The sequence below is a fragment of the Nocardiopsis sp. L17-MgMaSL7 genome, from assembly GCF_003182025.1.
Classification (GTDB): domain Bacteria; phylum Actinomycetota; class Actinomycetes; order Streptosporangiales; family Streptosporangiaceae; genus Nocardiopsis; species Nocardiopsis prasina.
Genome location: NZ_QGTF01000001.1, coordinates 21,649 through 48,564, shown reverse-complemented (window position 1 = coordinate 48,564; position 26,916 = coordinate 21,649). Strand labels below are relative to the sequence as shown.

The following is a 26,916-nucleotide window of genomic DNA, read 5'->3' as shown; positions in this document are numbered from 1 at the left end:
GCGGGGAGTGACGATGAACCCGGTGCTCGAACCACTGATCAAGACGGTGCGGGCCACCCATCCCAAGGTGGACGTACGACTGATCGAACGCGCCTACGAGGTCGCGGCCCACCATCATCGCCACCAGAAACGCAAGAGCGGCGACCCCTACATCACGCACCCCCTCGCCGTCGCCACCATCCTCGCCGAACTGGGTATGCAGGAGGCCACCCTGGCCGCCGCCCTCCTGCACGACACCGTCGAGGACACCGACTACTCCCTCGACGAGCTGCGAGCTGACTTCGGCGACGAGATCGCCGAGCTGGTCGACGGCGTCACCAAGCTGGACAAGGTCAAGTACGGCGAGGCCACCCAGGCCGAGACGGTCCGCAAGATGGTCGTGGCGATGGCCCGCGACATCCGCGTCCTGGTCATCAAGCTGTGCGACCGCCTGCACAACATGCGGACCCTGCGCTACCTCCCGGCCCGCGCCAAGCGGGAGAAGAAGGCCCGCGAGACCCTGGAGATCTTCGCCCCGCTCGCCCACCGCCTGGGCATGAACACCATCAAGTGGGAACTGGAGGACCTGGCCTTCGCCACCCTCTACCCCAAGCGCTTCGACGAGATCGCCCGCCTGGTCTCCGAGCGGGCCCCCCGCCGCGACGTGTACCTCCAGGAGGTCATCGAGGCGGTCTCGGCCGACCTGCGCGAGTCCAAGCTCAAGGCGACCGTGCGCGGCCGGCCCAAGCACTACTACTCGATCTACCAGAAGATGATCGCCCGCAACGTGGGCTTCGACGAGATCTACGACCTCATCGCGGTGCGGGTCCTGGTCGACAGCGTCCGGGACTGCTACGCGGCCCTGGGAACCATCCACGCGCGGTGGAACCCGGTCCCCGGCCGGTTCAAGGACTACATCGCGATGCCGAAGTTCAACATGTACCAGTCGCTGCACACGACGGTCATCGGCCCCTCCGGCAACCCGGTCGAACTCCAGATCCGCACCCGGGCGATGCACCGTCGCGCCGAGTACGGCATCGCCGCGCACTGGAAGTACAAGGAGGACCGCAACTCCGCCGGTGCCGAGGCCAAGTCCAAGGGCAGCACCGACATGCAGTGGCTGCGCCAGCTGATCGACTGGCAGCAGGAGACCAAGGACCCGGGCGAGTTCCTGGAGTCGCTGCGCTTCGACCTCTCCGTGCAGGAGGTGTTCGTCTTCACCCCCGGCGGCGACGTCATCTCGCTGCCGCAGGGCGCCACGGCGGTCGACTTCGCGTACGCGGTGCACACCGAGGTCGGCCACCGCACCGTGGGCGCCCGGATCAACGGCCGCCTCGTGCCGCTGGAGAACGAGCTGCACAACGGCGAGACGGTGGAGATCCTCACCTCCAAGGACCCCGACGCCGGGCCCAGCCGCGACTGGCTGAACTTCGTCAAGAGCGCCCGCGCCCGCAACAAGATCCGGCACTGGTTCACCAAGGAACGCCGCGAGGCCGCGATCGAGCAGGGCAAGGACGAGATCGCCAAGTACATGCGCAAGCAGGAGCTGCCGGTCAAGCGCCTGTTCAACGGTGAGGCCATCATCGCCCTCGCCCGTGACCTGCGCTATCCGGACGTCGACTCCCTGTACGCGGCCGTGGGCGAACGCCAGGTCAGCGCGCAGAGCGTGGTCGGCAAGCTCGTGGACTCCATGGGCGGGCTGGACAGCCACGCGGAGGATCTCGCGGAGTCGTCGCTGCCGACCAAGGTGGCGACCAGCCGCCAGCGCGCGGGGAACCCGGGCGTGGTCGTGGCCGGTGGCGACGCCGACGTGTGGGCGCGCCTGTCCAAGTGTTGTACGCCCGTGCCCGGTGACGACATCGTGGGGTTCGTGACTCGCGGCAACGGGGTCTCGGTGCACCGCGAGGACTGCGTCAACGCCGCGAGCCTGGACCGCGAGCGCATGGTGGACGTCGAGTGGCGGCCCACCGAGGACTCGATGTTCCTGGTGGCGCTGCACGTGGAGGCACTGGACCGCTCGCGTCTGCTCTCCGACATCACCCGCGTACTCTCCGACCAGCACGTCAACATCCTGTCGGCGACGGTCCAGACCAGCCGCGACCGGGTGGCGCAGAGCCGTTTCACCTTCGAGATGGCCGACCCCACGCACCTGGGCAGCGTGCTGCGCGCGGTACGCGGGGTCGACGGCGTCTACGACGTGTTCCGCGTCCGCAACTGACCCTCGGCCACCCCGCGAGGGCGGTGCGGCGGCCCCGGAAAACCGGTGGAGCGGGGGAGATCCCGTGGGCTAACGTGCCTGGGACCACTCCGAGGGAAGGCAGCCCCCCATGCTCGACGTCCGCCCGCTCCGCCCCGGGGACGCACGCTCCCTGGAGGCCCTCGCCCAGCGCCTGTGGCCGAAGTCCCCCCACCCCGGCGGCCTCGGTTGGCAGCTGGCCACCGAGGAGTTCACGTCCGAGAACGCGGCCGTGGCCCGCCGGGACGGTGAGGTCGTGGGCTGGGCCGTGGTCGAGGGCCCCGACGCCCTGCGGTCCCTCGCCACCGTCTCTGCCGTGGGCGCCTCCGACGACCCCGAGGCCGGGGCCGCGCTCCTGGACTGGGCCCTGGCCCGAACCGGTGACGCCGCAGTGGAGCTCTTGGCCTTCCAGGGGGACACCGTGCTCCGCGACCTCGCGGAGAAGGCCGGTTTCGCCCTCGGGAAGGACAACACCTTCGGTGAGTGGATGAGCCGCGACGCCACCGAGGAGGAGATCCACCTGCCGGACGGCTACCGGATCCGCGCGGTGCGTGAGGGCGAGGAGGAGGCCCGGGTGGAGTGCCACCGCACCGCCTGGAAGCCCTCCGACCTGCCCTGGCCCGAGCGCGTGGGCACGGTGAACCCGGACCTGACCAGCCGGTTCAGTCGGGAACGGTACGACAACACCCGCGCCGCGCTGCTGTACGACCGCGAACTCGACCTGGTGGTGGAGGCCCCCGGCGGGTCGCTGGCCGCCTGCTGCGTCGTGTGGTGGGACCCGGAGAACCGCTGCTCGGAGATCGAACCCCTCGGCGTGGTCCCCGCGCACCGGCGCCGGGGCCTGGCCGTCGCGCTCGCCCTCACGGCGTGCGCCCTGACCGCGCGTCGGGGCGGGGACCGGGTGTACATCAACACCACACCGAACGAGGCCTACCCGACCCCGGCCATGACGTACGCGACCGTGGGCTACACGCCGCTCGACCGGGGCACGGCCCTGCTGCGCCCCGCGCGCTGACCCGCACGGCTGAGCCCCGGCCACCCGAGTTCCGGGTGACCGGGGCTCAGCGCGGTTCTACAGACGGATCGTCGTGGACCGCACGATCTGGAAGACCGGGTGCCGGTCGGCCTCGGCCTCGAACGCCTGCTCCGGGGCCTCCGGCGGGGCGTCGAAGTACGGGCCCACGACCGCGGACCTGGGGTTGTCCAGGTACTCCTTGAGCACCGGAGCCGCCTCGGCCGGGCCGAGCTCCCGCACACTCACCAGTTCGATCCAGCCGCCCTGGCGCAGGGTGGCGAAACCGTCCTTGCGGATGTTGCGCACCCAGCCGACCTCGCCGTACGGAGAGACCAGGTACCGTCCGCTCTCACTGTCCAGGACACTGAGCGGGATGGTGCGCAGGAAACCGGAGGTGCGCCCACGCGTGGTGAGCAGGTGCAGCTCCGGCGGGCAGGCCCCGTACTTGACGAAGCCGCTGACGAAGGCGTTGGCGGTCCGCCGCAGTTTCGTCATCTCGAACCGCTTCGTCGGTTCGTTCACCATCTTCGGCAACTCCCTCGATCGGATGCTCCCATTGTGATGGTTTCCGGCCACCGATGGCACCCGAGGGGTGCCCGCCGCCCTACCGGAACGCCGAGACGCCGGTCACGGACTGGCCGATGCTGAGCGCGTGGATCTCCTCCGTGCCCTCGTAGGTGGCCACCGTCTCCAGGTTCACCATGTGACGCATCACCGGGTACTCCAGGGTGATCCCGTTGGCACCGTGGATGCCGCGCGCGGTCCGGGCCACCCGCTGCGCCGCCGCCACGTTGGCGAACTTCCCGAAGCTCACGTGGTTGTGGTGGCAGTTCCCCTCGTCCTTGAGCCGGCCGATCCGCAGCGCTGTCATCGAGGCGTGGTTGACGTCCACGACCATGTCGGCGAGCTTGCGCTGGGTGAGCTGGAACCCGCCGATGGGCTTGCCGAACTGCTCACGCGTCTTCGCGTAGTCCAGGGACGCCTCGTAGCAGGCGCGGGCGGCACCGGCCACGCCCCACACGATGCCGTAGCGGGCCTCGTTCAGGCAGGACAGCGGCGACCCGAGCCCCTTCGACGCGGGCATGACGGCGTCGGCGGGCAGGCGCACGTCCTCCAGGACCAGCTCGGAGGTGATGGAGGCGCGCAGCGAGAGCTTCCTGTGGATCACGTTGGCCGAGAACCCGGGGGTGTCCGTGGGCACCACGAAGCCCCGGATCCCGTCCTCGGTGGCGGCCCACACCACGGCGACGTCGGCGACCGAACCGTTGGTGATCCACATCTTGGTGCCGTTGAGGACCCAGTCCGAGCCGTCACGGCGGGCGCGCGTGCGCATGGAGCCGGGGTCGGAGCCGGAGTCGGGCTCGGTCAGTCCGAAGCAGCCGATCGCCTCACCGGCGGCCATCTTCGGCAGCCACTCGTTCTTGTGCTCCTCCGAACCGAACTTGTGGATGGCGGCCATGGCCAGCGATCCCTGCACGGACACGAAGCTGCGCAGACCGGAGTCCACCGCCTCGAGCTCCCTGCAGGCCAGGCCGTAGGCGACCGCGCTGGAACCGCCGCAGCCGTAGCCGTCCAGGTGCATGCCGAGCACTCCCAGGTCACCGAAGGCCTTGGCCAGCCCGCGCGGGTCCGGGAGGGTTCCGGCCTCGAACCAGTCGGCGACGTTGGGCAGGAGCTCACGGGTGGAGAACTCGCGGACGGCGTCGCGGATGTCGCGCTCGGTGTCGGAGAGCTCGGCGTCCACGGCCAGGAAGTCGAGGGGGTCGGGGGCGGCGGCCCTGCGCTTGGAGTCGCTCATGGTGGGTGTCCCTTCGTGGTGCTTGCGTGTGTGGGGTCGGTGCCGGGGCGCGGGCCCCGGCTCAGCCGACGTCGGTCTGCTGGACGGCGCCGCTGGCCAGGAGCGCCGCGATCCGGTCCGGGGTCAGGCCGAGCTCGGCCAGGACCCGCTCCGAGTGCTGTCCGAGCAGCGGAGGGGCGGTCATCGGCACGGGGGTGTGCTCCATGCGAAAGCCCGCCCGCACCTGTTCCAACGGTCCGGCCGTGGGGTGTTCCACCGTGCGCAGGACGTCGTCGCCGTTGGCGTCGGCGGTGCGCAGCGCGTCCAGTACCCCGCGGACCCTGCCAGCCGGGACCCCGGCCCCGACCAGGACCCCCATCCAGTGCTCGGCCGGCCGTTCCCGCAGTGTCGCCGAGAGTTCCGCGACCAGTTCGTCCCGGTGCGCCACCCGTTCCGGGTTGGTGGCGTACCGGGGGTCCCGGCCCAGGTCGGGGCGGTCGATCGCGGCGCACAGCCGCTGGTACAGGGCGTCGTTCCCGGCGGCGATCACCACCTCCGCGTCCTTGGTGGGGAACACCTGGTAGGGCACGATGGTCGTGTGGGCGTTGCCCACACGCGCCGGTTCGGCTCCGGTGACCAGCGCCTGCTGTGCCAGGTTGACCAGGCTCGACAGGGTGGAGTTGACCAGCGAGACGCTGATGTTCTCGCCGCGTCCGGTCACCCGGGCCCGCATGAGCGCGCCGAGGATGCCCACTGCCGCGTTCAGGCCGGTCAGGACGTCGGTGAGCGCCACACCCACCTTGCTCGCCGGACCGTCGGCGGGGCCGGTCGTGGCCATCAGCCCGCTCTCGGCCTGCACGACGATGTCGAACCCGGGGCGGGTGGCGGGATCGTGCTCCGGGCCGAACCCGCTCACCGAGCAGTACACGACCGCCGGATTGCGCGCGCTGACCTGCGCGTACCCCAGGCCGAGCCGGTCGATCACCCCGGGCCGGAAGTTCTGGATCACCACGTCCGAGGTGGCGCACAGCTCCTGGACGGCGGCCAGACCCTCGGGGTCCTTCAGGTCCACGGCCAGGCTCCGCTTGTTCCGGTTCACGGACAGGAAGTAGGCGGCCTCGCCGGGGGAGTGGTCCGCCCGGTGCTCCTCGGTGGGCTCGGCGTAGGGCGGACCCCAGGAACGGGTGTCGTCGCCCCGACCGGGCTGCTCCACCTTCACCACCTCGGCGCCCATGTCCGCGAGCAGCATGGTGGCGTAGGGGCCCGCGAGCACGCGGGACAGGTCGGCGATCCGCACTCCGGCGAGGGGGAGCGGGGCGTCCTCCCCTGTTCCGTCCGCGGGGGCGGGCTGGGGACTGGTCTCACTCATGGGGGGTCACTCCTTGCCGTCGAGGCTGGCGGGATCCTCGGGGCCGCAGGGCAGCTGGTCGCCGTCCCGCAGCTGGTAGTAGGTCTCCAGGCAGCGGCGGAGCGCGGTGGTGAGCGCGGCGCCGGACTGGCCCGCGTAGCGCGTCTGGACCCGCTGGACGATCTCCGCGATGTCGTCGGTCACCGAGGCGCCCTCGACCAGGGCACGGAAGAAGTCCTTGGCGAGGTCGGTCAGGAGCGTGGTGTCCGCGGCCACGATCCGGCCGTCCGCGGAGTCCACCGCGAGCACGACCCCGAGCCGCTGGTACTGGGAATGGCTCGCCACCGAGTCGGGAAGACGGGCGTAGCCGGAGATGAGCACAACCCTCGGGTTGCGGAAAAGCTGCTGAACACGGTCGTCGCCGTACAAAGGAAGAGCACCTCTTGTCTGCGGGCACGCGAAAACTCCGACTCACTGGAGTCTCGCGTCTGAAGGGCAGCCGGGGGAAACCGGACACCCGCGACGTGAGGGCAGTTCCCGATCAGTATGGCCCAGCCGGGACGGTCGGTGTCAAGGGCGGGGGTGGCCCGGGGCACACGGGCGCGGATGCGCGCCCACGGGAGCTTGTGTTACATTTCGGCACAGGTCACGAGTACCAGCGACAAGCCCCGGCTAGCTGGTCGGCAACCCTCCTTCCGCGGTGGGGTGCCCCGGGTGAGGACCAGGTCCCGACACGACCGTGTCAGACAAGCGCGGACCCCTGAGGCGCGGCCGTCATCGGCGTACCCCGTGGGTCCCACGACCCACAGAAGAGGTGCCCCATGACCACTGTCATCCCGTTCGACTCCACGCGCTCCAGCCGTTCCGCCGCCAGGGACGCGGCCCGCGACGCCAGGGCCCGCACCGAGTGCGCGATCGTCACAGCCGAGGGTGGGACCCCGCTGGTCACCGGCGAGTACGTGGACTACGCGAACTTCGACTACGCCGCCAGTGCCCCGTGTCTGACCAGCGTCGCCGACGCGCTCGCCGCCGCCCTGCCCTACTACGCCAGCGTCCACCGGGGCGCCGGGCACCACTCACAGGTCAGCACCGACGCCTACGAACGCGCCCGCCGCAGCGTCTCCCGGTTCCTGGGCGTGCGCACGGAGGCCGACGCGTCCGGCTCCGCTGACGCGGTCGTGTTCGTGCGCGGCACCACCGACGCCGTGAACCTGCTGGCCCGCGCCGTCCCCGAGGGCTGCACCGTGGTGGTCTTCGAGTCCGAGCACCACGCCAGCCTCCTCCCGTGGGAGCACCCGGCCTCGCGCGCCGGGAAGGTGGTCCGGCTCCCGCTGCCCGCGTCGCCCGAGGCGGCCGTCACCGCCGCCCGCACCGCGCTCGCCGAGGAGCCCGAGGGTCCCCGGCTGCTGTGCGTCACCGCCGCCTCCAACGTCACCGGTGAGATCTGGCCGGTCGAGGAGCTGGTGGAGGCCGCCCACGCCGAGGGCGCCCGCGTGGTGGTGGACGCCGCCCAGTACGTGCCGCACCTGCCGTTCAGCCTCGCCGCGACCGGCGCGGACTACGTGGCGCTGTCCGGTCACAAGCTCTACGCCCCCTTCGGCTCGGGGGTGCTGGCGGGCCGCGCCGACTGGCTCTCCGCCGCCGCCCCCTACCTCGCGGGCGGGGGCGCCACCCGCCGGGTGACCGAACACGACGTCCAGTGGAACGACCTCCCTGCCAGACACGAGGCGGGCAGCCCGAACGTCCTGGGAGCCGTGGCACTGGCGGCGGCCTGCGACACCTTCACCACCGAGACTCTCTCCCTCCAGCACATCCGCGAGGCCGCGCTCCTGGAGCGCCTGCGCGCCGGGCTGGGCGAGATCGAGGGCGTGCACGAACTGTCCCTGTGGGACCCCGAGCACGCGCGGGTCGGGATCGTGTCCTTCGTGGTCGACGGCCTGCCCGCCGACCTCCTGGCCGCCGCGCTCTCCGCCGAGTACGGGATCGGGGTGCGGGACGGCCTGTTCTGCGCCCACCCCCTCACCACCCGCCTGCTGCCCGAGGGGCACGAGCAGGCCGTGCGGGCGAGCCTGGGCGTGGGGACCACCGAGGAGCACGTGGACCGGCTCGTCGGAGCCGTCGCCGACCTCGTGGCCCGGGGCCCGCTCTGGGAGTACGCCGACTGCGACGGCCGCCTCGCCCCGGTCCCGGACCCCCGCAACGTGCTCTGAACCCGTTGCGGTGCGCGGGCGGTTCGGCCGGGGTCCGGGCCGCCTGCTGTCGTTCGGTCGGCCCTCACCGGTGCCGCGCGCCTTCCCGGGCCCTGGCACACCACCTCTCCCCACACCGCGCTCTGGCCGAATCGGGCCACGTCCGGTAGCGCCCGGCTCTCTCGGGCACAGCCAGTGGGGACGAAAGGTGCGTCGGTGGAGACGTGGTTGCTGGTGTGGGCCCTGGTGATCTTCGGGCTGTGCTCGGGGGGAGTCTGCGTCCTGTGGGTCCGCTGGGTGCGGGAGCTGGGAGGCACCGACTCCGGGGTGTTCGGGAAGGGCGTGGGACCTCGGACTCAAGGAACCTTGTTACGCATGACCCCACATTCGACGCACTAAGTCACATTTCACGCTTAGGTGTGCTGGGGATCACGTTCCCAGACGGTACTATCGGGCCCTGACGGTGGGGCGCGCCGTCGCCGGACCCGACCGGTCCGCACCGACGACGCGGCCCGCCTCCCGCGAGCGAACCGGCTGGGGGAGCGTGAACGTGACGGACGTCCGAGGACCCAAGACAGGTCCCCTCACGGCCGTGTTCCGAGCGACCGAACCCCCGCGCGTGCCCGAGCAACCATCACCGGTGGTCAGCCTCAGCGCGCGCGGCTGCCCGCCGCCCGACCCCGCCGAGACCGAACTGGTCCGTCTGCACCAGGCCTTTCTCGGCCGCGTGGTCGACTACCTCTGCGCGGACGCCGGGATACGCCAGTTCGTGGACTGGGGCTGTCCGGTGCCCGGCACCGCAGAGCGGATCCGCCGGGCCAACACCGACGCCACCGTGGTGCACCTGGCCCCGACCGGAACTGCGGGGGTGCTGGCCGCCCCCGCGCTCAACGCGACGGTTCTGGCCGGGGACGGTGCCGGTGACTCCGGGACGGACACCGTGCTCCGACGCCTCCACACCAGCGGGCTCGTCGACTTCGACGAGCCCGTCGCCGTACTGATGACCCGACCCGGCACCGAACAGGAACCGCCAGCCGGGCTCGACACACTGCACACGATGATGCGCGGCGGCGGATACGTCGCCCTCACCTCCACGGCTCCCCGCCCTACGGCGGAGCGGGCCTTCGCCCCTTTCCTCCCCGTCGAACCGGGGGTCGCCGACCTGACCTGGTGGCCCTATCCGGACGAGGACGTGCCCGCCCCGGGTTGTGGAACCCTGGGCGGACTGGGCCGCGTGCCCAGGCGAGGAAGGGGAGCGACGCGATGGCGCTGAACTGGAACGGCGAGATCCTTGCCCAGATGAGGTTCTACTGGGACTTCTCGCTGTGGCCCAGGCTCGAAGGACTGACGGACGCGGAGTTCTACTGGGAGCCGGTCCCGAACTGCTGGACGGTGCGCCAGCTGCCCGACGGACGCCACGCCCCGGACGGCGCCTATCCCGAGCCCGAGCCACCGCCGGTCACCACCATCGCCTGGCGCCTGGGGCACATCGTGGTGGACGTGCTGGAGGCCCGGATCAACTGGCACTTCGGCGACCGCACCACCAACCGCGACAACATCGACTGGCCCTCCAGCGCGGCCGAGGCCAAACAGCGCCTGCGCAGGGCCTACACCACCTGGTCCGAGCACATCCAGGAGCTCGACGACGACGCCCTGGCCGAGCCGGTGGGAGGCGCCGAGGCACCCCAGTGGTCGGACTTCCCGCTGGTCGTGCTCATCCTGCACCTCAACCGCGAGTTCATCCACCACGGCGCCGAGATCGCCCTCCTGCGCGACCTCCACAGGGCGCGCTTCGGGGAGAGTCCCGGCCCCTGGTCCGAACCGGTCTCCTAGAGCACGTGCAGGGGGTCCACCCGGACCTGCACCAGGTGTTCGTCCCGGCGCGCGCTGCGTGCCGAGGCGGCCGCCTTCAACGCACGGGAGAGGTCGCCCACCGCCGAGCGCGGCACGCGCAACAGCGCCCGCTCGGTCACGTGGTCACCGTTCTCCCCCGTCTCGGAACCCACCGGAACCGGTCCCAGCAGCTCGGCGGACTCGGGCAGCCGGATCTGGTCCAGCAGCTCGCGCACGTGCTCGGGGGCGCCGGTGATCGAGGCCATCGACACCGCGGGGGGAAACCCCAGCCCGCGCCGCTCGGCCAGCTCGCGCTCGGCGAACCCGCCCGGGTCCCAGCGCACCAGTGACTGCACCACCGGCAGGGACGCGTCCGCCGACACCACCACGGTGCCGCCCGGCCGCACCAGAGCGGCCGCGTTGAGCCAGCGGCGCAGCGCCTCCTCCGAGGCGCGCAGGTCGGCCCGGTTGAGCAGCGCCCAACCGTCCAGGAGCACCGCCGCCGCGTACCCGCCGTCCGGGACCACGGGCTCGGCCCCCGGGGTGGACACCACCAGCGAGGGTTTGTTCGGCACCTCCGCCAGGACCTCGTCCCGGCCCGAGGTGCGCACGGTCAGTGACGGGAAGGCCCGGCCCAGCTCCTCGGCGGTTCGGCGGGCGCCCACCACCACCGCGCGCATACGGGTCACCCCGCACTCGGCGCAGGCCCACTGCCCGGCCACCCGGCCGCACCACCCGCAGGAGGGCACGGCGTGCGCCTCGCGGATGGCCAGCGGCCCGTGGCACTCCCCGCAACGGGCCGGTTCGCGACAACCGGCGCACGCCAGGGCGTTGAGATAGCCGCGGCGCGGCACCTGGAAGAGCACCGGACCCTCGCGCGCGCCGTCCCTGGCGGCCTTCAGGGCCAGGCTCGGCAGCCGTGCGCTTCGCGCGGCCTCGTCCCGGGCCAGCTCGCGGTCGTCCCCGGCGGGTTTGACGAGGGGCGCACGGCTGCGCAGGGTCGCCCGGTCGGCGACCAACGGCAGCGCCCACCCGGACTCGACCAGCAGCTGGGTGTCGGTGGTGCGGGTGTGGCCGCCGAAGAGCGCGCCCGCCCCCGACATGTGCGCGCGCATCGCCAGGACCGTCCGGGCGTGCGGATAGGGCGCGTGCGGGTCCACGTGCACGTCGTCCCCGTCGTCCCACAGCACCACCAGACCCAGGTCGTGGACGGGAGCCAGGAGGGCCAGACGCGACCCCACCACCACCCTGGTTCGCCCGTGCAGCACCGAGAGCCAGCGCCGATAGCGCGGGGTCGGCCCCAGGTCGGCGGGCAGCGCGGCGTGCCGTCCCTCGCCCAGGTGACGGGTCAGAGCGGCGTCCACGGCCTGGACGTCACGGCTGTTGGGGACCACGACCACCGTGCCGCGACCGGCCTCCAGGGCGGCCCCGGCGGCCACGGCGACGGCGTCGGCCCACTCGGGGCCGGGCAGGGCGTTCCACACCGCGCGGGCCGGACGCCCCTCGCGCAGGGCCGCGACGAACCCCGGACCCTCCGGATAGTCCCGCCAGGGACCCGGGTCCGTCGCCACGGCCTCCCGCTCCGCCTGGTCCTCCTCGTCCGGTGGGGTCTCCCGCTCCACCCTGACCCTGCGCGGTGGAAGGGCCAGCTTGGCCACCTCGTTGAGGGTGCCCGCGTACCGGTCCGCCACGGCCCGGGCCAGCTCCAGGATCTCCGGGGACAGCACCGGCTCGGAGGAGACCACGGAGTCCAGGTAGAGCAACTGCCCGGCGAAGTCCGACCGCTCCACCCGCTCCGCCAGCAGCCCCGACAGCAGGCGTCCGTGGAACCACACCTTCACCCGGCAGCCGGGCACCGCCTCGGCGTCCTGGTCGCCGGAGACCTGGTAGTCGAAGTACCGGTCCAGGTGGGGGAGCGGGGTGTCCACGATGACGCGCGCCACCGGAAGGCTCGCGGCGGGCCTTCGGGGCTCGGGGCGGGACGCCTCCTTGGCCCTGGCCTTGGCCAGCGCCCTGGGGTCCAGCAGTTCCGACACGTCGAAGAGGCCGTCGTCGGGCTGGTCGGGCTGCTCAGTCATCACCCTTGGTTTACCAGAACCCGCTGACAACACCGCCTTTCCCGCTCGGGAGCCCCCACGGGTACTGGTAGAACAGTGATCCGTAGGCGCAGCGGAGGGGGACCCGAACATGAAGCTTGTCTTTGCCGGAACACCGGAGGTGGCGGTGCCCTCACTCAGGGCGCTCATCGACTCCGAACACGAGGTCGCCGCGGTGGTCACCCGGCCCGACGCGCGTGCTGGTCGCGGACGCCGGGTCTCGGCCAGCCCCGTCGCGGAACTCGCCGAGAGCGAGGGCATCGAGGTCCTCAAGCCCGCCAAGGCCGGGGACCCCGAGTTCCTGGCGCGCCTGTCGGAGATCGCCCCCGACTGCTGCCCGGTGGTGGCCTACGGCGCCCTGTTGCCGCAGTCCGCGCTGGACGTACCCAAGCACGGCTGGGTGAACCTGCACTTCTCCCTGCTGCCCGCGTGGCGCGGCGCGGCCCCGGTCCAGCACGCCGTCCTGCACGGAGACGACGTCACCGGAGCCTCCACCTTCCGTATCGTCAAGGAACTGGACGCCGGGCCGGTCTACGGCACCCTCGCCGAGACGGTCCGCCCCACCGACACCAGCGGGGAGCTCCTCGGGCGCCTCGCCGTGTCCGGAGCGGGGCTCCTGGTGCGCACCGTGGACGGTATCGCCTCCGGGGAACTGAGCCCGGTCCCGCAGCCGGACGCGGACGTGTCCTACGCGGGCAAGCTCACCACTCTGGACGCGGAACTCGACTTCACCGCGCCCGCCCGGCGCGTGGACCGGGTCGCCCGCGCGTGCACGCCCGCGCCCGGCGCCTGGACCACCTTCCGGGGCACGCGTCTGAAGCTGGGCGCGGTGCGGCCGGTCACCGACGCCGACCGGCCCGAACTCGACCCCGGCCAGCTGCACGCGGACAAGAAGCGCGTCATCGTCGGCACCAGCACCCACCCCGTCGAGCTCGGGTGGGTCCAGCCGCAGGGCAAGAAGGAGATGGCCGCCGTGGACTGGGCCCGTGGCGTGCGTCCCACCGATGACGACCGACTCGGCCGCTGAGCTGCCGTACTCTCGGACCTGGCGTGCGTGAACGCGCGTCGGCACCCGTCCCCGGCTTGTTGAGGCAGAGCACACGTTGAGCGAGCAGTCCCGGTCCCGGAACCAGCGTCCCCGTAAGGGTGGAAAGCCCAGGCAGGGCGGTGGCCACCGGAGCGGGCCGCCGCAGCCCCGCGATCCCGCCCGCCGTGTCGCCTACGACGTGCTGCGCGCGGTGGAGCAGCGCGACGCCTACGCGAACCTCCTCCTGCCCGCCCAGCTCAGTGAGCGCGGCATCCACGGCCGGGACGCGGCGCTGGCCACCGAGCTCACCTACGGGACGCTACGCCGTCAGGGCACCTACGACGCGATCCTGGAGACCTGCGTCGACCGCTCGCTGGCCTCGGTGGACGCCGAGGTGCTTCCGCTGCTGCGGCTCGGCTCCCACCAGCTGCTGTCCACGAACATCCCGCCGCACGCCGCCGTCAGCGAGACCGTGGACCTGGCCCGCCGCGTGGTGGGCCAGCACCGGGGCAAGTTCGTCAACGCGATCCTGCGCAAGGTGAGCGCCCGCGACCTGGACGCGTGGATCGAGATCGTCGCCCCCGACCGCGAGCGCGACCCCAGCGGCTACCTGTCCGTGGTCCAGAGCCACCCGCGCTGGGTGGTCAAGGAGCTGGCCCGCGCCCTCGGAGAACGGGCCAGGGACGGTCTGGTCCGGACCGAGGAGCTGTTGGTCGCGCACAACGAGCGCCCCAGGGTCACCCTCGTGGCCAAGCCCGGCCGCGCGAAGGTCGCCGACCTGGAGGAGTCCGGGGCGCTCCCGGGCCGCTACTCGCCCTTCGCCGCGTACCTGCCCGAGGGCGACCCGGGGCTCGTCCGCGAGGTCCGCCAGAACCGGGCGGCTGTCCAGGACGAGGCCAGCCAGCTCGTCGCCCTCGCGCTCTCCCGAGTGGACGCCAAGGGCGACGACCGCCTGTGGCTGGACATGTGCGCCGGCCCCGGGGGCAAGGCCGGGCTTCTGGCCAGCCTGGCGGGCCAGGGCGAGGCCCGCCTGGTGGCCTCCGAGCTCCAGCCTGCCCGCGCCGGTCTGGTCGCCAACGCCGTGCGCCGCGCCCCCCGCGACGCGGGCCGCGCCATCGTCGCGGACGGCACCCGACCCGCGTGGAAGCCGGGTTCCTTCGACCGCGTCCTGGCCGACGTGCCGTGCACCGGCCTGGGCGCCCTGCGCCGCCGCCCGGAGTCCCGCTGGCGCCGGGGGCCGGAGAACGTCACCCAGTTGGCCCCGCTCCAGCACGACCTGCTCACCCGGGCGGTCGAGTCCGCGCGCCCCGGCGGCGTGGTCGCCTACGTGACCTGCTCGCCGCACCTGGACGAGACCGACGGGATCGTTCGGAAGGTGCTGGACGAGCGCGACGACCTCGAACTCCTGCGCGCCCCGGACTACCTCGACGAGGTCCCCGACCTCGCCGCGGGTCCCGAGGGGAAGTACGCCCAGTTCTGGCCGCACGTCCACGGCACGGACGCCATGTTCCTCGCCCTCTTCCGGCGCAAGCCGGAGTAGGCGGACGGGACACCACCCCTGGGCCACCGTGCCCAGGGGTGTCTTTCGGACATTGGGGAATCTACGCTGTAAAGGCGATGCTCAGTCGGTGCCGGTCGCGACCACCACGCAGATCATGCAGGAGTTACCCGCCTCCCTGAGCAGGTAACGGTAGGACTCGGCCCGCACCTCCTCGCCGCTCGCGTCGAGATAGGACCAGCGCACGTGCGCCCAGACGAGTCGGTCGGTGAGCTCCTCGATCCCACGGATCTCGGGGACGGCCTCGACCATCCCGCGCTCCCGGTAGCCCTCCGCAGAGCCCGCGAAGGCGCCTCTGACGTCCTCGGGCGACGCCACGGGGATGCTCTCGACGTCCCCCGCGACGTAGGCCGGATAGCCGTACCGCGCGGCCACCCCGTCCAGGTCGCCGCGCACCAGCTCCCGGCTGTAGGCCTCCAGGAAGTCCCTCAGCCCGTCCTCGTCCAACATGGTTCCCCCTCGGTCGGTCGTGCCCCCGAGGCACACCTGCCCCGAACCCGCCCCGATACACTGCTGACGTGGCAATTCAGATCTCTCCCAGCATCCTCAGCGCCGACTTCGCGCACCTCGCCGACGAGGCCGCACGCGTCCCCAGCGCGGACTGGCTGCACGTCGACGTCATGGACGGACACTTCGTCCCGAACCTCACCCTGGGCCTGCCCATCGTGGAGTCCCTCCTCAAGGCGACCACCACGCCTCTGGACTGCCATCTGATGATCGAGGACCCCGACCGATGGGCCCCTGCCTACGCCGAGGCGGGCGCGGGCAGCGTCACCATCCACGCCGGGGCCGCCAACGCCCCCGTACGTACCTTGCGCGAGATCCGCAGGCACGGCGCCCGCGCCGGACTGGCCCTCAACCCCGCCGAACCGGTCGACCCCTACGAGGACCTGATCGGCGAGATGGACATGCTCCTGCTCATGACCGTCGAACCCGGCTTCGGCGGACAGCGGTTCCTGGACCTCGTGCTGCCCAAGATCCGCCGGGCCCGCGAACTCCTCGACAACCGGGACGCCTCGGTGTGGCTCCAGGTCGACGGCGGAGTGAGCGACGAGACCATCGAACGCGCCGCCGAGGCCGGAGCCGACGTGTTCGTGGCCGGTTCCGCCGTCTACGGAGCCCAGGACCCGGACGGCGCCATCGAGTCCCTGCGCGCCCAGGCCCGCAAGGCCAGCCCGCTCGCCTGACCGCGTCCGGTAACGATCGCGGCGCGCCGGGCCCCGGGGCCTGGCCACCGCGGGCGGCCCGCCCTATGCTGCCCGCTGTAGTCGTCGATTTCGCTTGGTCGCGGCTCCGTCTTCCCCCCGGGGGAGCGGCGCGGCGTGAGCGCGTTGCCAGGCGCGGACCCGTGGAGTACGCGTGAGGACCACCGAGCACCTGGCCATGGACGCCCTCTGGGAGGCGGAGAGCGAGACCATCCGCTGGCTGCAGGGGCTGACCGAAGGGCTCGCCCCCCTCCTGGGGGCCGTCACCTTACTGGGCTCGCAGGGCGTCATCATCGTCCTGCTGGTGACCGTCTTCTGGTGCTTCCACGCGGGCCTGGGCGCCCGGCTCTTCGTGGCCGTCATCGCCTCGGCGGTGGTCAACAACCTGCTCAAGTCGGTGCTGTACGGGTCCCGGCCCTACTGGTTCGACGCCCGCGTCACCGGACACGCGCAGCACGGCAGTTTCGGGATGCCCTCGGGGCACAGCCAGGCGGCGGTGGTGACCTACGGCTATCTCGCGGCCAGGTCCGGCCACCGGGGCCTGGTGTGGGCGGCCGTCGCGGTGATCGCCCTGGTGGCCCTGTCCCGCGTCCTCCTGGGCGCGCACTACTTCAGTGACGTCGTGGTGGGACTGGCTGTGGGCGGGGGCATTCTGTGGCTGGTGCTGCGCTACGAGGACCGTGTGCTGGCCTGGTGGCTCTCCCTGGATACGGTGCGCTGGGTGTCGTACCTGCTGGTCGCCGCTCTGGTGCCGTGCGTGGTCGCGACCGTCTGGCAGACGATCGTACGCGGGGACTGGGTCGTTCCGACCACCGAGTGGATCGGCGCCACCCCCGCCGACCCGGCCGGGCACACCCTGGTCGGGCTCCACACCACCTGCGGCGCCCTGCTCGGCGGGGTCCTCGGCTTCACCCTGCTGTACCGGCGCGGCTGGTACAGCGCTGAGGGCACCGTCACGGCCCGCGCCGCCCGGTTGGTCCTCGGGATCTCCGTGGTCGTCCTCATCCTGGTGGTGGATCGGGTCCTCTTCCGGGACCTGGAGGGCCTGCCCTCGGCTCTGGTGTCGTTCCTGGTCTACGGCGCGGTGGCCCTCTGGGCGTCCTTCGGGGCACCGGAGATGTTCGTGCGCGGCGGCCTGGCCCGCCGCCCCGAACCGCCCTCGCGGGAGGGGACTTCGGCCTCCGGTACGCAATGAACCCCGTCACACCGGCTATGCGCCGGGTGGGGGAGGGGTTACCATCGAGTCGTTAGACAACAGTCAAACGCGTGCTCCGGGGTCGGTGAAAGTCCGAACCGGCGGTGACAGTCCGCGACCCGGTCGATTCCATCGACCGGTTGAACCGGTGGAATTCCGGTACCGACGGTTAAAGTCCGGATGGGAGGCAGTGCGCGTTGGGGCGGGTCCGAGCCGTGCCGAACCTTGGCGACGGTTTCGTGTTCCGTCCCTGTCGTGGACCCGTGATTCCACACCCTTTTCCCCGGAGCCGTGCCAGGCGAAGGGACGTAGGGCGTGTTCACCGGAATCGTCGAGGAACTCGGCAAGGTCGTCTCCATCCAACCCACCGGGGCCAACGGTGAGGCGGCTCTGCTCACCGTGGACGGACCCCTGGTCAGTTCCGACGCCGGGCTCGGTGACTCCATCGCCGTCAACGGCGTGTGCCTGACGGTCGTCGCTCGCGGTGAGGGCACCTTCACCGCCGACGTGATGAAGGAGTCCCTGGACCGCTCGTCCCTCGGCGCCCTCACCCCCGGCGCCCCCGTGAACCTCGAACGCGCCGCCCGCACCGACGGTCGCCTGGGCGGTCACATCGTGCAGGGCCACGTCGACGGCACCGCCACGCTCCTCTCCCGTGATCCGGGTGACAAGTGGGACGTCCTACGGTTCGGCCTGTCCCCGCAACTCTCCCCGTACGTGGTCGAGAAGGGTTCCATCACGGTGGACGGCACCAGCCTCACCGTGTCCGCCGTGAGCGCACCCGGAGCCGAGGACGAGTTCTTCGAGGTCAGTCTCATCCCGGCCACCCTGGAGGCCACCACCCTGGGCGCCCTGGCGGTCGGTGCCGCCGTGAACGTCGAGGTGGACGTCATCGCCAAGTACGTGGAGCGCATCACCGCGGTCTCCCGGGCCCGCGCGCAGGACGGCACCCGCGCCTAGCGCACCGCCACCACCCACCGAGACCCACCACCCACCACGCACCTTCAGGAGCGGGAATGACCGTCACCGACACCACCCCGGCCGCCGACACCGGACAGGCCGTCGTCCTCGACCGCATCGAGGACGCCATCGCCGAGTTCGCCCAGGGCAGGGCCATCGTGGTGGTGGACGACGAGGACCGCGAGAACGAGGGCGACATCATCTTCGCCGCCGAGCTCGCCACCCCCGAACTGCTGGCCTTCATGATCCGCTACACCTCCGGAGTGGTGTGCGTGCCCATGGAGGGAGAGGACCTGGACCGCCTCGACCTGCCGCTGATGACCGCGCGCAACGAGGAGAGCCTGCGCACCGCCTACACGGTGACGGTGGACGCCCGCGAGGGCGTCAGCACCGGTATCTCCGCCGCCGACCGCGCCCGCACCATCCGCCTGCTGGCCTCCGAGGAGAGCGGCCCCGTGGACTTCGTGCGCCCCGGCCACATCCTGCCGTTGCGCGCCCGCCCGGGCGGCGTCCTGGCCCGGAGGGGCCACACCGAGGCCTCCGTGGACTTCGCCCGCCTGGCCGGTCTGCGCCCCGCCGGTGTGCTCGCCGAGGTGGTCAACGACGACGGCACCATGGCCCGCCTGCCCCGGCTGCGCGAGTTCGCCGACGAGCACGGCCTGAAGCTGGTGTCGGTCGAGCAGCTCGCCGCCCACCGCGCCGCCCTGGGCGAGACGCTCACCGAGGAGGAGGCCCACCCCGCGCTGGTCACGCGCATGGTGGAGACGCGCATGCCCAACCAGTACGGGGAGTGGCGCGCGATCGGCTTCAAGGGCACCGCGGACGGCGCCGAGCACGTCGCCCTGGTCCTCGGCGACCTGACCGACGGCGACGACGTCCTGGCCCGCCTGCACTCGGAGTGCCTGACCGGCGACGCCTTCGGCTCCCACCGCTGCGACTGCGGCGCCCAGCTCGACGCGGCCATGGCGGCCGTGGCCGAGGAGGGGCGCGGGGTGATCGTGTACATGGGCGGTCACGAGGGCCGGGGGATCGGCCTGCTGCACAAGCTGCGCGCCTACAGCCTCCAGGACCAGGGCGTGGACACCGTCGACGCCAACCTGCGCCTGGGCCTGCCCGCCGACGCGCGCGAGTTCGGCGCCGGCGCGCGCATCCTCGCCGACCTCGGGGTCGCCTCGGTGCGGCTGCTGTCCAACAACCCGGCCAAGGCCGAGGGCCTGGAACACCACGGGGTGCGGGTGAACGAACGGGTGGCCATGCCGACCTTCGTCACCGACGACAACCTCTCCTACCTGCTGACCAAGCGCGACCGCATGGGCCACGACCTGGCCGCCGTCGCACGCTAGAAGCACCCTCCACCCCCCCGGTTCACCATCCACTCCCATCCCAGGAAAGGCCGGTCATGAGCGGCACAGGACGTCCGGACGAACACCAGGTCGACGCCTCGGGGCTGTCGGTGGGCCTCGTCGTCACCCGGTGGAACGAGGCGATCGTCGAGCCGATGCTCGCCAACGCGCTCGCCGTGGTGAAGGCCTCAGGGGCCGCCGATCCCGTCGTGGTGAGGGTCGCCGGGGCCGTGGAGATCCCGGTGGTCGCCCAGGAGCTGGCGCGCAGGCACGACGCGGTGATCGCCCTGGGCGCGGTCATCCGCGGCGGCACCCCGCACTTCGACTACGTGTGCCAGTCGGTCACCCACGGTCTGACCGAGGTGGCCCTGCGCGAGTCCACCCCCGTGGGCAACGGTGTGCTCACGTGTGACACCCTGGAACAGGCGCGTGACCGCGCCGGACTCCCGGGAAGCGTCGAGGACAAGGGCGCCGAGGCCGCTTCGGCCGCCCTGGACACGGCGGTCGCGCTGCGCGGTCTGCGTCGCTGATCCCACCCTCCTGGTCGCGCGCGCCCGCGCCTGGCCGGACGGTGACCGGGGTGAGGCACGCCCGAGGGCGTGGAGATGGAGCAGTTGGTGCGGACGAGGGAACTACCTGTGGACGAGGCGTCGAGCAAGGCGGCCCTGCCGAGGACCTGGCGGCCCCGTGCGGTGCGTCTGGTCGCGTACGGCCTGGGCGTGCTGATCGTGGGGACCATGGTCGTGCTGGCCGTGATCCTGCCCGCCGAGTGGCGGATGATGGACCGTTTCCTGGTCGTGGGGCTCGGGCTGGCGGTGGCCGCCGGGCTGCACATGCTGGGCCGTCCCCGGCTGATCGCCATGGAGCGCGGGGTGGTCGTCATCAACGGTGTCCGCACGCACCACCTGGCCTGGCCGGAGGTCCTGGACATCCGGATGCCGGTCGGCGAGCCGTGGCCCTGCCTGGACCTGTCGGACGGCACGTCGCTGCCGGTGATGGGCATCCAGAGCACCGACGGAGAGTACGCCCAGCGCGGTCTCGCCGAGTTCCGCTCCATGCTGGACCGGGGCGAGGGCCGCGAGCCCGACCTCCCCGAAGGCCCTCTTTCGTAGACGCGACCGAATCGAGCCCCTGTTTCCTGGAGGAACGGGGGCTCTTTCGTGTTGCGTTGGGCACATAGGTTGATACCAAGGCCCATGAGCGGACCGGGGCGGCCCGCCGGGGGAGTCGTGGAAGAGGTGCAGCGTGCGAGATGTCCGAGCGAGCGTGTCCGAGCTGTACGCCTCGGGGGAGACCTTCGCCGTGGCCACGGTGATCGACACCTTCAAGAGCGCGCCTCGTGACGCGGGCGCGGCCATGCTGGTGAGCGCCTCCGGTGAGGTCGCCGGCAGTGTGTCGGGCGGCTGCGTGGAGGGCGCCGTCTACGAGGAGGCCCTGGAGGCGATCCGCACGGGTGTGCCCGTGCGCCGCACGTACGGCGTCAACGACGACGACGCCTTCAGTGTCGGCCTCACCTGCGGGGGAACCCTGCACGTGTTCGTCGAACCGGTGAACCGGGCGACCTACCCCCAGCTGGGCGCGGTGATCGGTGCCGTGGACGAGCACCAGCCAGTGGCGGTGGCCACCGTCGTGGCCGATCCCTCCGACGCCTCCCGGGTGGGCCGCCGCCGCGTCGTGTGGCCGGGGAACGCCGAGGGCGACCTGGGTGAGGGCGGTGAGCGCCTGGCCGCCGCACTGGACGACGACGTGCGCGGCATGCTGGCCCAGGGCAGCACCGGTCTGCTGCACTACGGCGTGGACGGCCAGCGGCGCGGTGACGAGCTGGAGGTGTTCGTCCAGTCGTTCGCCCCGGCGCCCCGCATGCTGGTGTTCGGCGCCATCGACTTCGCCGCGGCCGTCGCGGATCTGGGCTCCTACCTGGGCTACCGGGTGACGGTGTGCGACGCCCGTCCGGTGTTCGCCACCGCCAAGCGGTTCCCGACCGCCGAGGAGGTGGTGGTGAAGTGGCCGCACGTGTACCTGGACGAGATCGCCGACGAGATCGACCAGCGCACCGCGATCTGCGTGCTCACCCACGACCCCAAGTTCGACGTCCCCGTGCTCAAGCGGGCGCTGTCCACCGAGGCCGGATACATCGGCGCGATGGGTTCCCGGCGTACGCACGAGGACCGCGTGGAGAGGCTCCGCGAGGCCGGTGTGGAGGAGGAGGCGCTGGCGCGTCTGCACTCGCCCATCGGACTCGACCTGGGTGCGCGCACTCCTGAGGAGACGGCGGTGTCCATCGCCGCCGAACTGGTGCGCACCCGGTGGGGCGGCAGCGGCCGGGGTCTGAGCGAGACCAGCGGACGGATCCACCGGGACACGCCACCGACACCCCTGGTTCCGGCCGGATTCGGCCAGTCCAAGGGGTGAACCGAAACCGACCCGGGGGCGAAGGGCCAGCTCAGGGCGGTGATACCGGACCCGGCTGCGGAGCCGTGCCCACGACCTGGTCCAGGCGGCCCACTCGGGGCCCCCGGCCGTGGCATCATCGCGTCATGGGTACGGGGGAGCGAGGAGACGTGCGTTCGGGTGCTGTGGCCGGTCTGCTGCTCGCGGCGGGTTCGGGGAGCAGGCTCGGCCGCCCCAAGGCCCTGGTCGAACTCGCGGGCGAACGCCTCGTGGACCGTGGCACACGCACCCTCACCGAGGGCGGATGCACCCCGGTCCTGGTGGTTCTGGGCGCCGCCGACACCACCGTGTCCGGCGCGGTGACCGTGCACAACCCCGACTGGCCCACGGGGATGGGATCCTCGGTCCGCGCCGGGATCGACGCGATGCCCGACACCGTCGACGCCCTGCTGGTGGCCCTGGCCGACCAGCCCCTGGTCACTCCCGAGGCGGTCCGGCGTCTGGTCGAGGCCTACGCCCAGGGCGCCCGGGCCGCTGTGGCCACCTATCACGGCAATCCCCGCAACCCCGTCCTGCTGGGCCGCGAGCACTGGTCCACGGTCTACTCGATGGCCGAGCAGGACGTGGGCGCCCGCCCCTTCCTGCGGGCCTACTCCCACCTGGTCACCGCGGTGGTCTGCGACGACGTCGCCAGCCCCGAGGACATCGACACCGAGGAGGACCTGGCCCGACTCACGGAGGCGCTCGGGGGAGTGTGAGGGCCCGCTACGACTTCGTCCGCGGACGGTGCGCCGGTGTTCCACGACGGGGTCCACTGGGGTCACACCGGACACGCTCACGGCCGGCCCAGCTCAGAAACGGTTCGCTGTGGACGGGGTCCACGGCGAACCTGACGAGGGCACCGCACGATCCCGCCTCGGGGCAGTTCGCCGTGGTGGCCCGGACCGCGGACTGATCAGCCCAGCGACTCGGCGAGGATGCCGAACGTGTGCTCCACGCTCTCACCAGGGGCCAGGACGATCAGGTCGGTGCCGCTGTTGAGGGCGTCGGGCGGGCAGGTCATGGGTTCGGCCGCCAGGTGGGCCCGGTGGAGGTCGCCGCCGAGGGAGTCGGAGCTGAACAGCTGGAGCCACCCGTAGCCCCGGCCCGCCCACAGGCACACTCGGTGGTCGGGTCCGCTCAGCCGCACCCAGGCGCGCCCGTCACTGTCGCGGTCGAGGTCGGTGAAGGCGGTGTCCAGCTGCGTCGTGCCCGGGTTCCGGCCGGGCGGGCGCAGGTCGTACTCGGTTCCGGACACCGGCACCGGGTCGCCCACGGGCACCAGCGTGGCGTCAGCGGGCTGACGGCTCCCGGCGGTGGCCTCCAGCCGCACCTCGCCCCGCTCCACCAGGTCCCGGAAGGGCGCGCCCAGGGTGAGGTAGGGGTGGAAGCCCAGGCCGTACGGGGCGTCCGAGTCCCCGGTGTTGCGCGCCGTGACGGTGACCGTGAGCCCGTGCGCCGCCGAGGCGTCGGCGGTCAGGCGGTAGGCGGCGGTCAGTTCCAGCGGGAACGGGTATCCGGGAGTGCCGGGGAAGTCCAGACGCAGGGTCACGTCCTCCTCGGAACGCTCCTGGGTGGACCACGCCACCTCGCTGACCAGGCCGTGGATCGCGGAACCGGTCTCCGGGTCGTTGACGTCCAGCCGGTACTCGGTGCCCTGGAAGGTGTAGCGGGCCGAGGCCACCCGGTTGGGCCAGGGCGCCAGCAGCTGCCCCTGGGAGGCGATGGGACCCGACTGGCGGGTGTAGGGCCAGACCAGGTCGTGTCCCCGCCAGGAGAGCGCCTGCAACCCGGCCCCGGTACGGTCGACGCGCGCCCGGTACTCCCCGGCGCGCAGCTCGAACACCTCAGCCACCCGTTCACCCTTCTCCCCGTGGTCCGGCACACCGCCGAACCGGGAGATCATAGCGTGTCCGACGCCTCACCCGGGGTGTCGGCCCGCCGGGGACCTCAGCCCAGCAGGCCGTCCAGGGGGATGAGCACACCGGACCCCAGGGCCAGCAGCCCCGTGGAGAACAGCACCACGAGCATGACCAACGATCCCGCCACGGCCAGGCGGAAGGCGCCCAGCCTGCGACGGGCCTTGAGGGTGGACTTCGCCGCCGTGCGGCCCAGCACGAACAGGGCGATCGACAACAGGACCGGGAACCACCAGGCCGCGCCGATCCCGCCGGGCAGCAGGCCGGTCAGCGCCGCGGCCCCCTCGGTCAGGGGGTTGTCGCTGAAGTCCAGCAGACCCGTGTAGGCGTCGGTCACGAACGCGCTCTCGGGGAAGAAACCCTCCCCGGGGCGCACGGCCCGGCCGAGACCGTCCACCAGGCCCAGCAGGGCGGCCGGGTAGGCGAACCGGCGGCACCGGCCAGCCTTCATCGCGCGCTGGATCTGGCCCATCGTCCGGTCGACCCGCCGGGCCGCCCGGTCCTGCCGACGTTTCTCCTTGGCGGTCGCGGGCTCCTGCGGGCGGGTGGGGTCACCGGGCAGCGCCGGGTTGTCCGGCCGGGTGGCAGCGACCGCTCGACGCTGGCGGGCGGTGGCCACCTTCTCCTGTGCCCCCTCCCAGCGTGCCCGTGCCGATCCGCCCAGGGAGGCCCAGCGGTCCTGGCGGCGGGCCCGTCCGTCGGCGCGCTCGCGCTCGGCGATCGAACCGCCGACCCGTGCGGCCTCCGGCAGCAGGAGGAGGGAGGCCAGGACGGCGCTCCGGCTGGCCAGCTGGTCGCCGCCGTCACGCAGCGCCGCCTTGCGCTGCTCTGACCACCACGGCGCGTTCGGTGCGGAGCTGCGCTGCTGCGGGTGCCAGGACTGGCGACGCAGCAGGGACCGGTGCTGCGCGGCGGTGTCGGGCGACAGCACCAGCTCCACCGCGCGCGCCCACGTGGAGTCGATCTCGTGGGAGGCGGGCGGCCGTGGCGCGTCCGGGTTCCGGGTCGAGTCGGGGCGCGCGTCCACCACCCGCTCCAGGGTCTCGTTGACCCGCGCCATCAGCAGCGGGACCTCGTGCTGGACCCGCTCCAGCAGGGCGCAGCGGCCCGATCCGCCCGAGCGGCACTCGGGATGCGGACACCAGTGCTGGGCGCCCAGTCCCACCACGCCCGACTCCACGGTCTCGCGGACCACGGAGTGGCGGCTGGCGTCGCCCGCAGCCAGGGCCAGCAGCCCGTCCGCGCTGATCTCGTGCCCCCGGAAGCGCGGCGGCATGCCGGGCACGTAGCGGGCGGCCAGGGCGCTGATAGCCACGTGCGCGAGGTCGGGGCGGGCCTCCAGACCGGTGAGGTAGGATCGGTCGAAGGTGTAGTCGTTGACCTCGCGGTCCAGCCAGGTGCGCAGCTCGGACCAGTGGCTGCGCAGCCACATCGCGCCGGTGTCGGAGCGGTCGAGCAGGTCGAAGGCGAGGCTGGGCGGGTCCTCGTGGGAGGTCCCGGCGAAGTTGATGGGGCGCCGGCGGCTCGCGGTGCGGATCGGCGGGCGCTCCCCGGCCAGCCACGCCGCGACCTCGTCGTACCCCCACCGGGTGGAGGGGGCCAGGGTGAGCAGGCCCCGGGCGAGCAGGCGCCAGCGCTCGTCGGTGATGGCGGAGATGTCCACCTCGGTGTTGCGGGCGGTCAGCCAGTTCCCGCCGCGGTCGGGGCGGCGCCCGGTGGTGAGCTCGTGCACCATGACGCCCAGCGACCACCAGGCGGCCGGTGCCTCACGGCGGCCCTCCACCACTTCGGGGGAGGCGTAGGCCTCGGTGACGGCCTGGCCGCCGTAGACGCGGCTCATGGTGGCGCGGACTGCCCCGCCGAAGTCGGTGAGTGCCACCACCGGCGGGTCCAGTGAGCGGACCAGCAGGTTCTCGGGCTTGACGTCGGTGTGGTTGTGCTGGAGCTCGCTCTGCCAGTGGTGCAGGCAGTCGGCGACGGCGCGGACCACGGCCCGGGCGCCCTCGTCGTCCATGGGGGACTGGTTGATGACCTCGCGCAGGGTGCCCAGGGAGAAGTACTCCTGGGCCTCCCAGGCCAGGTCCTCTCCCCAGGAGCTGGCGGCGGTCCCGTAGCCCTGGATGGCGGGCGTGTGCGGAGAGGCGGTGCCCCGCGCGCGCAGACGGTCCAGGAGTTCGCGGTTGATGTCGTGACCGGGCCGGTACACCTTCAGGGCCAGCTGGCGCCCGGGGGAGTCGGTGGGTTCGGCGAGGTAGACGACGGCCTCGCCGCCCGCGCCGATGTGGTCCAGGACCTGGTAGCGGCGGCGGAGTTCGGCGGGCACGGCGTAGTCGAGGTCGCCCGCGGGGCCCACGACCACGCGGGAGACCAGACGGGCCATCCAGTCGAGGAGGGGCCCGAGGAGCACCCGCCACCACGGGGTCCGGCCTCCGGAGGGCTGGGACGCGACGACGGCGGGTCGGTTCGTGCCCGGGCGCCCGGTGGCGGCGGCTGGCGCCTGGACCCGGGTGCCGTCGGCGGGCGCGGAGCCCAGGGCGGCGTCGCCGGGCAGGACGGTGGTGCGGTCCGTTCCGTTCGGCGCGCCCGGGGGGACCACGCGGGTGGGCCCGTCGTCCGGGGCGGGGGGCGGCCCCGGGTACGCGCCTCCCGGCTCGGGTGGCGGCGCGGCGCCTGGGCGGAACACGCGTGTGACCCAGCGCGTGGCTCCCACCGCCGGGTTGGCTCGCGTGGTGGGTGTCGTCGGGTCGATCCGCTGGGTGGGTGCGTTCTCGTCACCGGGGTCGGGCGTGACCATCGAGGCCGGAGC

At 72.5% G+C, this 26,916-nt stretch carries 23 protein-coding genes and 2 riboswitches; of the genes, 15 read left to right on the top strand and 8 right to left on the bottom strand.

The annotated features are described in order from the left end of the window. Positions 1-13 precede the first annotated feature (13 nt). Complete coding sequence (locus BDW27_RS00225) at positions 14-2,197, top strand: bifunctional (p)ppGpp synthetase/guanosine-3',5'-bis(diphosphate) 3'-pyrophosphohydrolase (RefSeq protein ID WP_110048069.1); 2,184 nt, start codon at positions 14-16, stop codon at positions 2,195-2,197. Positions 2,198-2,306: 109 nt separating this feature from the next. Further along, positions 2,307-3,230, top strand: a complete 924-nt coding sequence (locus BDW27_RS00220; RefSeq protein ID WP_110047760.1) for a GNAT family N-acetyltransferase — start codon at positions 2,307-2,309, stop codon at positions 3,228-3,230. A gap of 57 nt (positions 3,231-3,287) precedes the next feature. Here BDW27_RS00220 and BDW27_RS00215 read toward each other — a convergent pair whose 3' ends face one another. From BDW27_RS00215 to BDW27_RS00200, 4 genes are all read right to left on the bottom strand, one after another. Then, positions 3,288-3,755, bottom strand: coding sequence for a nitroreductase/quinone reductase family protein (locus tag BDW27_RS00215; RefSeq protein ID WP_017546170.1), 468 nt, complete (start codon positions 3,753-3,755; stop codon positions 3,288-3,290). Between the two features lie 79 nt (positions 3,756-3,834). Then, positions 3,835-5,028 (bottom strand): acyl-CoA dehydrogenase family protein, encoded by a 1,194-nt coding sequence (locus BDW27_RS00210; protein WP_110047759.1) that lies wholly within the window; start codon positions 5,026-5,028, stop codon positions 3,835-3,837. 61 nt (positions 5,029-5,089) lie between these two features. Further along, positions 5,090-6,376 (bottom strand): CaiB/BaiF CoA-transferase family protein, encoded by a 1,287-nt coding sequence (locus tag BDW27_RS00205; protein WP_110047758.1) that lies wholly within the window; start codon positions 6,374-6,376, stop codon positions 5,090-5,092. A 6-nt stretch (positions 6,377-6,382) separates the two neighbouring features. Next, the gene (locus BDW27_RS00200) at positions 6,383-6,784 is read right to left on the bottom strand and encodes a DUF3870 domain-containing protein (protein WP_026129533.1); all 402 of its coding nucleotides are present in this window, start codon (positions 6,782-6,784) and stop codon (positions 6,383-6,385) included. A 215-nt stretch (positions 6,785-6,999) separates the two neighbouring features. After that, a riboswitch (SAM riboswitch) is annotated at positions 7,000-7,114 on the top strand. A 62-nt stretch (positions 7,115-7,176) separates the two neighbouring features. Between BDW27_RS00200 and BDW27_RS00195 the strand changes: the two genes are divergently transcribed. The 3 genes from BDW27_RS00195 to BDW27_RS00180 all read left to right on the top strand — a co-directional run bounded on the left by BDW27_RS00195 (position 7,177) and on the right by BDW27_RS00180 (position 10,377). After that, positions 7,177-8,565, top strand: coding sequence for an aminotransferase class V-fold PLP-dependent enzyme (locus BDW27_RS00195; RefSeq protein WP_110047757.1), 1,389 nt, complete (start codon positions 7,177-7,179; stop codon positions 8,563-8,565). Positions 8,566-9,094: 529 nt separating this feature from the next. Then, entirely contained in the window at positions 9,095-9,817 is a 723-nt protein-coding gene (locus BDW27_RS00185; RefSeq protein ID WP_199560503.1) for an SAM-dependent methyltransferase, read from the top strand. Next, on the top strand, positions 9,808-10,377 hold the full coding sequence (locus tag BDW27_RS00180) for a DinB family protein (RefSeq protein ID WP_110047754.1): 570 nt from the start codon (positions 9,808-9,810) through the stop codon (positions 10,375-10,377). The genes BDW27_RS00185 and BDW27_RS00180 overlap by 10 nt, the downstream gene beginning before the upstream one ends. Here the strand turns inward: BDW27_RS00180 and BDW27_RS00175 are convergent. Further along, positions 10,374-12,455: a primosomal protein N' gene (locus tag BDW27_RS00175; protein WP_110047753.1), complete on the bottom strand. Its 2,082-nt coding sequence runs from the start codon at positions 12,453-12,455 to the stop codon at positions 10,374-10,376. The two genes, BDW27_RS00180 and BDW27_RS00175, sit on opposite strands and share 4 nt — an antisense overlap. A gap of 109 nt (positions 12,456-12,564) precedes the next feature. Here BDW27_RS00175 and fmt point away from each other — a divergent pair, with 109 nt between their 5' ends. Next, positions 12,565-13,500, top strand: coding sequence for a methionyl-tRNA formyltransferase (fmt, locus tag BDW27_RS00170; protein ID WP_110047752.1), 936 nt, complete (start codon positions 12,565-12,567; stop codon positions 13,498-13,500). Positions 13,501-13,576: 76 nt separating this feature from the next. Continuing rightward, positions 13,577-15,040, top strand: coding sequence for an RsmB/NOP family class I SAM-dependent RNA methyltransferase (locus tag BDW27_RS00165; RefSeq protein ID WP_110047751.1), 1,464 nt, complete (start codon positions 13,577-13,579; stop codon positions 15,038-15,040). Between the two features lie 81 nt (positions 15,041-15,121). On the opposite strand, the gene BDW27_RS00160 is transcribed toward BDW27_RS00165, so the two are convergent. Then, on the bottom strand, positions 15,122-15,508 hold the full coding sequence (locus BDW27_RS00160; RefSeq protein WP_110047750.1) for a hypothetical protein: 387 nt from the start codon (positions 15,506-15,508) through the stop codon (positions 15,122-15,124). A gap of 68 nt (positions 15,509-15,576) precedes the next feature. Here BDW27_RS00160 and rpe point away from each other — a divergent pair, with 68 nt between their 5' ends. From rpe to BDW27_RS00120, 8 genes are all read left to right on the top strand, one after another. Beyond that, a complete protein-coding gene (rpe, locus tag BDW27_RS00155; RefSeq protein WP_017546159.1) occupies positions 15,577-16,245 on the top strand; it encodes a ribulose-phosphate 3-epimerase in 669 nt (222 codons plus the stop codon). A gap of 196 nt (positions 16,246-16,441) precedes the next feature. Then, on the top strand, positions 16,442-17,458 hold the full coding sequence (locus tag BDW27_RS00150; RefSeq protein ID WP_110048068.1) for a phosphatase PAP2 family protein: 1,017 nt from the start codon (positions 16,442-16,444) through the stop codon (positions 17,456-17,458). Positions 17,459-17,525: 67 nt separating this feature from the next. After that, positions 17,526-17,656, top strand: a riboswitch (FMN riboswitch). Positions 17,657-17,773: 117 nt separating this feature from the next. Then, positions 17,774-18,418: a riboflavin synthase gene (locus BDW27_RS00145; protein WP_017546157.1), complete on the top strand. Its 645-nt coding sequence runs from the start codon at positions 17,774-17,776 to the stop codon at positions 18,416-18,418. Between the two features lie 56 nt (positions 18,419-18,474). Beyond that, on the top strand, positions 18,475-19,761 hold the full coding sequence (locus BDW27_RS00140) for a bifunctional 3,4-dihydroxy-2-butanone-4-phosphate synthase/GTP cyclohydrolase II (RefSeq protein WP_110047749.1): 1,287 nt from the start codon (positions 18,475-18,477) through the stop codon (positions 19,759-19,761). Positions 19,762-19,817: 56 nt separating this feature from the next. Beyond that, entirely contained in the window at positions 19,818-20,291 is a 474-nt protein-coding gene (ribH, locus tag BDW27_RS00135; RefSeq protein WP_017546155.1) for a 6,7-dimethyl-8-ribityllumazine synthase, read from the top strand. Positions 20,292-20,399: 108 nt separating this feature from the next. Beyond that, positions 20,400-20,873 carry a PH domain-containing protein gene (locus BDW27_RS00130; RefSeq protein ID WP_017546154.1) on the top strand — a complete coding sequence of 158 codons (474 nt, stop codon included), beginning with the start codon at positions 20,400-20,402 and terminating at the stop codon, positions 20,871-20,873. A 133-nt stretch (positions 20,874-21,006) separates the two neighbouring features. Continuing rightward, a complete protein-coding gene (locus BDW27_RS00125) occupies positions 21,007-22,173 on the top strand; it encodes an XdhC/CoxI family protein (RefSeq protein WP_110047748.1) in 1,167 nt (388 codons plus the stop codon). A gap of 164 nt (positions 22,174-22,337) precedes the next feature. Continuing rightward, entirely contained in the window at positions 22,338-22,910 is a 573-nt protein-coding gene (locus BDW27_RS00120) for an NTP transferase domain-containing protein (RefSeq protein ID WP_110047747.1), read from the top strand. A gap of 197 nt (positions 22,911-23,107) precedes the next feature. Here BDW27_RS00120 and BDW27_RS00115 read toward each other — a convergent pair whose 3' ends face one another. Together BDW27_RS00115 and BDW27_RS00110 are read right to left on the bottom strand one after the other, a co-directional pair. Further along, the gene (locus BDW27_RS00115) at positions 23,108-24,097 is read right to left on the bottom strand and encodes an aldose 1-epimerase family protein (RefSeq protein ID WP_017546151.1); all 990 of its coding nucleotides are present in this window, start codon (positions 24,095-24,097) and stop codon (positions 23,108-23,110) included. A gap of 44 nt (positions 24,098-24,141) precedes the next feature. Next, on the bottom strand, positions 24,142-26,904 hold the full coding sequence (locus BDW27_RS00110) for a protein kinase (RefSeq protein ID WP_110048067.1): 2,763 nt from the start codon (positions 26,902-26,904) through the stop codon (positions 24,142-24,144). Between the last annotated feature and the right edge of the window lie 12 nt (positions 26,905-26,916).

What these genes read in the sequence shown, in the direction of transcription:
- BDW27_RS00220 (WP_110047760.1), top strand. Translation starts at nt 2,307, where the DNA reads ATGCTCGACGTCCGCCCGCTCCGCCCCGGGGACGCACGCTCCCTGGAG.
- ribH (WP_017546155.1), top strand. Translation starts at nt 19,818, where the DNA reads ATGAGCGGCACAGGACGTCCGGACGAACACCAGGTCGACGCCTCGGGG.
- BDW27_RS00140 (WP_110047749.1), top strand. Translation starts at nt 18,475, where the DNA reads ATGACCGTCACCGACACCACCCCGGCCGCCGACACCGGACAGGCCGTC.
- BDW27_RS00150 (WP_110048068.1), top strand. Translation starts at nt 16,442, where the DNA reads ATGGACGCCCTCTGGGAGGCGGAGAGCGAGACCATCCGCTGGCTGCAG.
- BDW27_RS00205 (WP_110047758.1), bottom strand. Translation starts at nt 6,376, where the DNA reads ATGAGTGAGACCAGTCCCCAGCCCGCCCCCGCGGACGGAACAGGGGAG.
- BDW27_RS00195 (WP_110047757.1), top strand. Translation starts at nt 7,177, where the DNA reads ATGACCACTGTCATCCCGTTCGACTCCACGCGCTCCAGCCGTTCCGCC.
- BDW27_RS00115 (WP_017546151.1), bottom strand. Translation starts at nt 24,097, where the DNA reads ATGATCTCCCGGTTCGGCGGTGTGCCGGACCACGGGGAGAAGGGTGAA.
- BDW27_RS00110 (WP_110048067.1), bottom strand. Translation starts at nt 26,904, where the DNA reads ATGGTCACGCCCGACCCCGGTGACGAGAACGCACCCACCCAGCGGATC.
- fmt (WP_110047752.1), top strand. Translation starts at nt 12,565, where the DNA reads ATGAAGCTTGTCTTTGCCGGAACACCGGAGGTGGCGGTGCCCTCACTC.
- BDW27_RS00225 (WP_110048069.1), top strand. Translation starts at nt 14, where the DNA reads ATGAACCCGGTGCTCGAACCACTGATCAAGACGGTGCGGGCCACCCAT.
- BDW27_RS00210 (WP_110047759.1), bottom strand. Translation starts at nt 5,028, where the DNA reads ATGAGCGACTCCAAGCGCAGGGCCGCCGCCCCCGACCCCCTCGACTTC.
- BDW27_RS00160 (WP_110047750.1), bottom strand. Translation starts at nt 15,508, where the DNA reads ATGTTGGACGAGGACGGGCTGAGGGACTTCCTGGAGGCCTACAGCCGG.
- BDW27_RS00215 (WP_017546170.1), bottom strand. Translation starts at nt 3,755, where the DNA reads ATGGTGAACGAACCGACGAAGCGGTTCGAGATGACGAAACTGCGGCGG.
- BDW27_RS00180 (WP_110047754.1), top strand. Translation starts at nt 9,808, where the DNA reads ATGGCGCTGAACTGGAACGGCGAGATCCTTGCCCAGATGAGGTTCTAC.
- BDW27_RS00175 (WP_110047753.1), bottom strand. Translation starts at nt 12,455, where the DNA reads ATGACTGAGCAGCCCGACCAGCCCGACGACGGCCTCTTCGACGTGTCG.